This is a genomic window from Cytobacillus purgationiresistens, from assembly GCF_030813235.1.
GTDB lineage: Bacteria > Bacillota > Bacilli > Bacillales > Cytobacillaceae > Cytobacillus > Cytobacillus purgationiresistens.
Window position 1 is genome coordinate 57,285 of the sequence record NZ_JAUSUB010000029.1, and the last position, 6,980, is coordinate 64,264.

Consider the following 6,980-nt stretch of genomic DNA (forward strand, 5'->3'; position numbering starts at 1 on the left):
GAAATTTTTCTTTAATTATACTAAAAAAACAATTTTTTCCCTCTCTCTTAGTAAAATAATATTAAGAATTTTTTATGAGAGAGGGATGAGCATATGGATAAGCAATATGATCGAATAAAAATTCAAACACTTCAGAACAAGGTGACAACTGCAGAGGAAGCTGCGCTGTTTATTAAAGATGGCATGACATTAGGGCTGAGTGGCTTTACTCGTGCTGGTGATGTGAAAGCGGTTCCTGTTGCGTTAGCTGAGCGAGCTCATACAGAAAGCTTTAAAGTGAACGTGTTTACTGGCGCATCATTAGGTTCGGATGTTGATAAGCTATTTGCTGAAGCTGGGATATTGAATAAAAGATTGCCATTCCAAGCTGATCCAACCATGAGAAAAGGCATCAATCAAGGGGATTTTTTGTTTGTAGATCAGCATTTATCACATACAGCTGAGCTTGTGCGTTCAAATGTGCTTGGTGTTGATGTAGCAATTTTGGAAGCGGTTTCGATTGAAGAGGATGGGATGATCATTCCTACTACTTCTATCGGCAACTCTCTTTCTTTTGCTGAAAGTGCGGATGTAATTATCGTTGAAATCAATTTAGCGCAAACAGAAAGCCTTAAAGGATTGCATGATTTATATAGTCCGGCGGAACAGGGCGAGAGGGACCCGATTCCACTTACCAAGGTCAATGATCGTATTGGTTCAATAGGAATAAAAGTGGATCCTGAGAAAATAAAAGCGATTGTTTTTACTAATCAAGAGGACTCTCCCTCAACAATCGTCAAACCTGATGAAGAAACAGTATTGATGGCTCAGCATTTAATCTCCTTTTTGCGTAAGGAAATAGAGGCTGGCAGATTAACAAAACGTCTTGCACCATTGCAATCTGGAATAGGATCCATTGCGAATGCAGTCCTTCATGGAATGGTAGACTCTGAATTTGAAGATTTGGAGGTTTATTCTGAAGTCCTTCAGGATGCAGTATTTGATTTAATGGATGCAGGAAAAGTGAAATATGCATCATGCTGCTCAATCACACTATCTGATGATAAAATGAAGCAAGTATTCTCGGAATTTGAACAATATCGCGACAAATTGATTATGCGGCCACAGGAGATTTCCAATCATCCGGAAATCATCAGGCGTCTTGGCTTAATTTCCATTAACACAGCATTAGAATTAGATATTTATGGAAATGTGAATTCAACTCATGTACAAGGAACAAAAATGATGAATGGCATTGGTGGTTCCGGTGATTTTGCAAGGAATGCCCGCTTAGCAATATTTGTTACGAAGTCGATTGCCAAGGACGGCAGGATTTCAAGCATCGTTCCTTTTGTTTCCCATGTGGATCACACAGAACATGATGTAGATATTATTGTAACTGAACAAGGCTTTGCTGATTTAAGAGGGCTTGCACCGCGAGAAAGGGTAGAGTTAATTATCGAGAATTGCGCGCATCCTATGTATCGAGACCAGCTGCGAGATTATTATTATGAAGCGCTCACTCGGGGAGGACAAACGCCTCATAACCTGGAAAAAGCGTTTGCTTGGCATATTAATTTTGCGAAAAAGGGAACAATGCTGCAATCTGAAATGGTTGAAGCGAACTAATTGAACAGAAAAACTCTGGGGTGTATTCGTCCCAGAGTTTTTTACTTTAATCTACTGTAGATTCAGTCTCGTATTTTTCTTTCAGTTTTTTAATATCGAAGATCAGCTTTTCTCCAATTTGTGGGGCAAGGGAATCGTAAATTGGAGCAAATCTCTCAAGCCAAGCTTGTTTTTCGGCTTGGGTCAGCTCATGAATCTGAATATTGCTATTTTCTTTTATGCTTTCTAGCTGCTCTTTATTCATTTCAATGGCTTGTTTTCTATTCCATTCAGACGTTTCCTCTATGGCTTCTGATAATATTCTTTTGGTTTCAGCTGACTGTGCACCCCAAACCTTATCGTTCATAATGACGGCATATCCTAAATAGCCATGATTGCTAATTGTCAAATGCTTCTGTAAGTTATAAAATTTCTTAGAGTATATATTGGATATCGTATTTTCTTCACCGTCTACTTTTCCACTATCCAGTAAATCATAAGTGGAATTAAAGGATTCTTTAATCGACAATGCATTTAAATAGTCATACTGTGTTTTTAGCACATCGCTTTGCATGATTCTAAAGGTTTGGCCTGCGACATCATCAGGATGTATGATTGGTCCTTGATTCGTAGTAAACTGTTTTAAACCATTTGTCCAATGGGCCATCCCCTTCATGCCACTATTTTGCAGTGATTGCAGTAATGATTCGCCGATAGGGCCATCCAACCCTTCATTAATGGCATCATCATTAGGAAAGATAAACGGTAAATCAAGCACACCCCAAGTAGGAGAGATCATTCCAAGCTTGGAGGTAGAGGGTGCAATAATATCGACCTGTCCTTCCTGTAAAGCGCTGATTTCCTCTATATCTGAATAAAGGCTGCCATTTGGGAAAACGACTATCTTAATTATGCCATTGGATTTTTTCTCAACAAGTTCAGCGAATTTTGCAGCAGCAAGCCCTTTCGGTGTGTTCTCTGCAACGACATGGCTAAATGTAAATACGATTTGCTCATTTAACCCTTCTTGATCGTCGTCATATGGCAGCTCATCCTGAGCGAAATAATGCTTAAAGCTGAAGAAGAATGCGGCTGTTATAATAACTAATAAAAGAAATAAACTATATTTACTTTTCATTCAGGAAGTCACCTCTTATAAGATATTTTCATCATACGTTAGAAGAGGGTGTCAGTAAAGCGCCAAAAAGGGAGGGCTTATATGAAAGAGATGCCAATTCGCTGGAAAATAACGATTTTATCCTATGCTGTTGTCATATTTTCATTATTGATATGTGGAATTATAGTTATTGCTAATATACAGCTGCAGGAGGAAAAAGAACTAAGACTGCGATCGATGAGTACCGCAAGAACAGTTGCCGAGCTTTCAGAAGTGAAAGAAGGTGTGCTGGAGCCATATGGATGGACAACGATCAATCCTTTAGCAGAGGAGCTCCGGCTGATAAATAACACCAATTATATTGTCATTATGAATATGGATCGCATTCGCTACTCTCACCCAGTGAAGAATATGCTTGGGAAGTCTTCCATTGGCCATGATGAGGAACCAGCTTTTGCAGAACATATCTATTTTTCTAAAGCAAAAGGGGAGCTTGGCACATTTATAAGAGCTTTTATTCCTATTAAAGATGAGAAACTCAATCAAATCGGCGTCGTTATGGTAGGGAATAAAATTCCTACATTTAAAGAAATTATGTTGGGATTCTCAAATGAAATTATCTTCATTGTTGCATTGACACTATTAGTAGGCTTTATCTCTTCCTATATATTAGCCAATCATATAAAAAAGCAGATGTTTCAGCTGGAGCCATATGAGATTAAAAGGATGTTTGAAGAGCGGACAGCTACCTTTCATTCTATTAATGAAGGTGTCATCGCAATTGATAATCAAGAAACAATAACGATATTTAATGAGAAAGCGAAGACAATTTTTAATGTGAATGGAGATGTAACTGGTAAGCAGATAAGGTCTGTTCTAAAGGATACAAGACTTCCTGAAATCGTTGAAAGAAATCAGCCAGTATATAATGAACAAATCATGGTGAGCGGAAAAATCATCTTAAGCACACGGATTCCAATTAAAAAAGATGATAAACTGATAGGAGCAGTAGCAATATTTCAGGATCGTACGGAAGTAGCCAAAATGGCCGAGGAGCTTACCGGAGTGAAAAGCTTTGTTGAGGCATTACGCGTACAAAACCATGAGCATATGAATAAATTGCATACCATAGCTGGCTTAATCCAATTAGGAAAGCCTGATAAGGCTTTTCAGCTTGCTTTTGAAGCGTCAGAAGAACAAGGAAGCCTTGCTTTATTTTTGCATGAAATTGTTAAAGATGATGCCGTAGCGGGATTATTAATAAGTAAGATCAGAAGAGGAAAAGAATTAGGAATCAATGTAGTAGTTGATCAAAATAGCAATTTGGAAGGTTTTCCTAATCAATTGGATCATCATGATTTTGTATTGCTATTAGGAAATCTAATTGAAAATGCCTTTGCAGCATTTGAAGCGATGAACTTGGATGAAAAACATATTGATATTAGCATTGAACAATCCGCTGATGTATGCTCAATCCTTGTTGAAGACAACGGGTGCGGGATTCCAGAGGAGAATCTGGCAAAAATATTTGCCAAGGGATTCACAGCAGGTAAACCTGATGGGACAGGCTATGGCCTTTTCTTAGTCAAACAAATTTTGGACAAAGGGCAAGGGGAAATTAATGTCTCATCACAGGTAGGAGAAGGGACGACTTTTATCATTACCTTCCCCATGAATGCGGAGGTTGAAAAATTATGAGGATAAAGGAAGAAATCAATGTCCTGTTAATTGAAGATGACCCAATGGTTCAGGAAGTGAATAAAGGGTTTATCTCTCATGTTAAAGGATTTCGGATTATAGCAGTTGCCAGTAATGGAGAGGAAGGAATCCAGCTGGCAAAAGAAATGCAGCCGGATTTGATTATTTTAGATATTTTTATGCCTAAAAAAGATGGTATTAAAACGATGCACGAACTTAGGAAGCAAAAAATAAATGCAGAAGTCATCGTAATATCAGCAGCAAAGGATAAGGATACAATCAAGCTTATGCTCCAAAACGGGGCGCTGGACTATGTAATAAAGCCGTTCAAATTTGAAAGAATTGAGAAGGCTTTGGAGAAGTATCGTCAATATAGGGAAAGCTTAAAGGAATCGGGAACGATGTCCCAGGAACAGCTTGACCTATTACTATATGCAGAAAAAACGAAGAAAATTGAGAGTGATCTGCCTAAAGGTTTAAATGAATTCACTTTAAAAGAAGTCTTTGCCTATATGAATAAACAAAATGAATCTCGTTCTGCTGCTGAAGTGGCCAATGATATTGGAATTGCACGAGTAACAGCCCGCAGATATCTTGATTTTTTGGAAAAGAAGAGAGTCATAACTCTCGATGTCCAATATGGTGGTGTTGGAAGGCCTGTAAATCGCTATGTATTAAATAAAAATTAAATAAATGACCTTAAGACCAAAATGAACAAAATATCCGATATGAACATAAACTTCTCGATACACCCTGAAAACGCTATCATTCTAATCATATAGAATAGTCTGATAGAACAGGAGATGAGAATAGATGAAATTTTTGCGGATATTTAAAAACTTAACCGTACAAGTATTAACAGCCATTGCAATCGGTGTACTTGTCGGGTTAATTTGGCCAGATATAGGAAAAGAAATGAAGCCCCTTGGAGATACGTTTATCAATGCGGTTAAAATGGTTATCGCTCCAATCATCTTCTTAACAATCGTCCTCGGTATTGCGAAAATGGGTGATATGAAGAAGGTTGGTAAAGTAGGCGGTAAAGCCTTCATTTACTTTGAGGTTGTTACAACAATAGCGCTTGTTATAGGACTTGTCGTTGTTAACCTTATAAAACCGGGAGCAGGTCTTAATTTCAATGAGCTAGAGCAAGGCGATGTGTCGCAATACACTGAAAATGCTGGCGAACAGTTGAACTGGATTGAATTTATCACTCATATTGTTCCTTCTAATATGGTCGATGCATTTGCAAAAGGTGATATTTTACAAGTATTATTCTTCTCGATTCTTTTCGGTACAGCTCTTGCTGCTTTAGGTAAAAAAGGCGAGGCTATTACAGAATTTCTTGACAAACTTTCACATGTGTTCTTCAAAATCATCGGTTATGTCATGAAAGCTGCTCCAATTGGTGCATTTGGTGCAATGGCTTACACGATTGGACATTTTGGTCTGCAATCACTGGTTCCGCTTGGAAAGCTGATGATTTCGGTATACGTAACAATGTTCTTATTTATTTTCGTCATTCTTAATCTAATTTGTAAATATTATGGATTTAGCTTATGGAATTATCTGAAATTTATTAAGGATGAAATCCTTATCGTATTGGGTACAAGCTCATCTGAGTCTGTACTTCCAAGAATGATGGATAAAATGGAGCGCTTCGGTGCATCCAAATCAGTCGTTGGTCTAGTTATCCCAACTGGATATTCCTTTAACCTTGATGGTACATCGATTTATCTATCCATGTCGGTTGTCTTCCTTGCACAAGTATTCGGTATCGACTTATCAATTGGTCAGCAAATAACGATTATCCTCATCTTAATGTTGACTTCAAAAGGCGCAGCAGGCGTAACAGGCAGCGGATTTATCGTTCTTGCTTCCACACTCGCAGCAATTCAGGTTATCCCTCTTGAAGGACTAGCGTTACTTCTAGGTGTTGACCGCTTTATGAGTGAAGGCCGAGCAATCACGAACCTAATCGGAAACGGAATTGCAACAGTTGCTGTCGCAAAAAGTGAAAACGAATTTGATGTAGAAAAGAATAAACATGCAATTGAAAATATGAAAGCAATCTCTAAAGAAATGAATCAAGCAAGTTAATTTAAATGAACCCTCGCCAGAAAAAGGCGAGGGTTTTTTCATAAGTGACAAATGGCTGGAGCCGAGCAAATGGAAGAAGGGTAACTAGAAGATGAAACTAATGCCTCTAGAGAGGAAAAAGGGAGAGAAGGGTTAACTAGAAGATGAAACTAGTGCCCGAGTAGGGAAGAAAAGTGGAAAAGGGTTAACTAGATAATCAAACTAGTGCCCGAGTAGGGAAGAAAAGTGGAAAAGGGTTAACTAGAAGATGAAACTAGTGCCCCTAGAGGAAAGAAAAGTGGAAAAGGGTTAACTAGAAGATGAAACTAGTGCCCTTAGAGGGAAGAAAAGTAGAAAGGGGTTAACTAGAAGATGAAACTAGTGCCCCTGAAGAGGAAAAAAGTAGAAAAGGGTTAACTAGATAATCAAACTAGTGCCCGAGTAGGGAAGAAAAGTGGAAAAGGGTTAACTAGATGATGAAACTAATGCCCGTAGAGGG

Annotated in this window: 5 protein-coding genes; 4 read left to right on the forward strand and 1 reads right to left on the reverse strand. The window is 38.3% G+C overall.

From position 1 onward, the window contains the following. Window positions 1-93: 93 nt before the first annotated feature. Window positions 94-1,608 (forward strand): succinyl-CoA:acetate CoA-transferase ScpC, encoded by a 1,515-nt coding sequence (scpC, locus tag J2S17_RS23050; protein WP_307478382.1) that lies wholly within the window; start codon window positions 94-96, stop codon window positions 1,606-1,608. 46 nt (window positions 1,609-1,654) lie between these two features. On the opposite strand, the gene J2S17_RS23055 is transcribed toward scpC, so the two are convergent. Further along, on the reverse strand, window positions 1,655-2,725 hold the full coding sequence (locus J2S17_RS23055) for a DctP family TRAP transporter solute-binding subunit (protein ID WP_307478384.1): 1,071 nt from the start codon (window positions 2,723-2,725) through the stop codon (window positions 1,655-1,657). An 81-nt stretch (window positions 2,726-2,806) separates the two neighbouring features. Here J2S17_RS23055 and J2S17_RS23060 point away from each other — a divergent pair, with 81 nt between their 5' ends. The 3 genes from J2S17_RS23060 (at window position 2,807) to dctP (ending at window position 6,502) form a co-directional block, all read left to right on the forward strand. Further along, window positions 2,807-4,402 (forward strand): ATP-binding protein, encoded by a 1,596-nt coding sequence (locus J2S17_RS23060; protein ID WP_307478386.1) that lies wholly within the window; start codon window positions 2,807-2,809, stop codon window positions 4,400-4,402. After that, a complete protein-coding gene (locus tag J2S17_RS23065) occupies window positions 4,399-5,091 on the forward strand; it encodes a response regulator (protein WP_307478388.1) in 693 nt (230 codons plus the stop codon). Before J2S17_RS23060 ends, J2S17_RS23065 begins: the two co-directional genes overlap by 4 nt. A gap of 133 nt (window positions 5,092-5,224) precedes the next feature. Then, window positions 5,225-6,502, forward strand: coding sequence for a C4-dicarboxylate transporter DctP (gene dctP, locus J2S17_RS23070; RefSeq protein WP_307478391.1), 1,278 nt, complete (start codon window positions 5,225-5,227; stop codon window positions 6,500-6,502). Window positions 6,503-6,980 lie beyond the last annotated feature (478 nt).

What these genes read in the sequence shown, in the direction of transcription:
- J2S17_RS23055 (WP_307478384.1), bottom strand. Translation starts at nt 2,725, where the DNA reads ATGAAAAGTAAATATAGTTTATTTCTTTTATTAGTTATTATAACAGCC.
- scpC (WP_307478382.1), top strand. Translation starts at nt 94, where the DNA reads ATGGATAAGCAATATGATCGAATAAAAATTCAAACACTTCAGAACAAG.
- J2S17_RS23060 (WP_307478386.1), top strand. Translation starts at nt 2,807, where the DNA reads ATGAAAGAGATGCCAATTCGCTGGAAAATAACGATTTTATCCTATGCT.
- J2S17_RS23065 (WP_307478388.1), top strand. Translation starts at nt 4,399, where the DNA reads ATGAGGATAAAGGAAGAAATCAATGTCCTGTTAATTGAAGATGACCCA.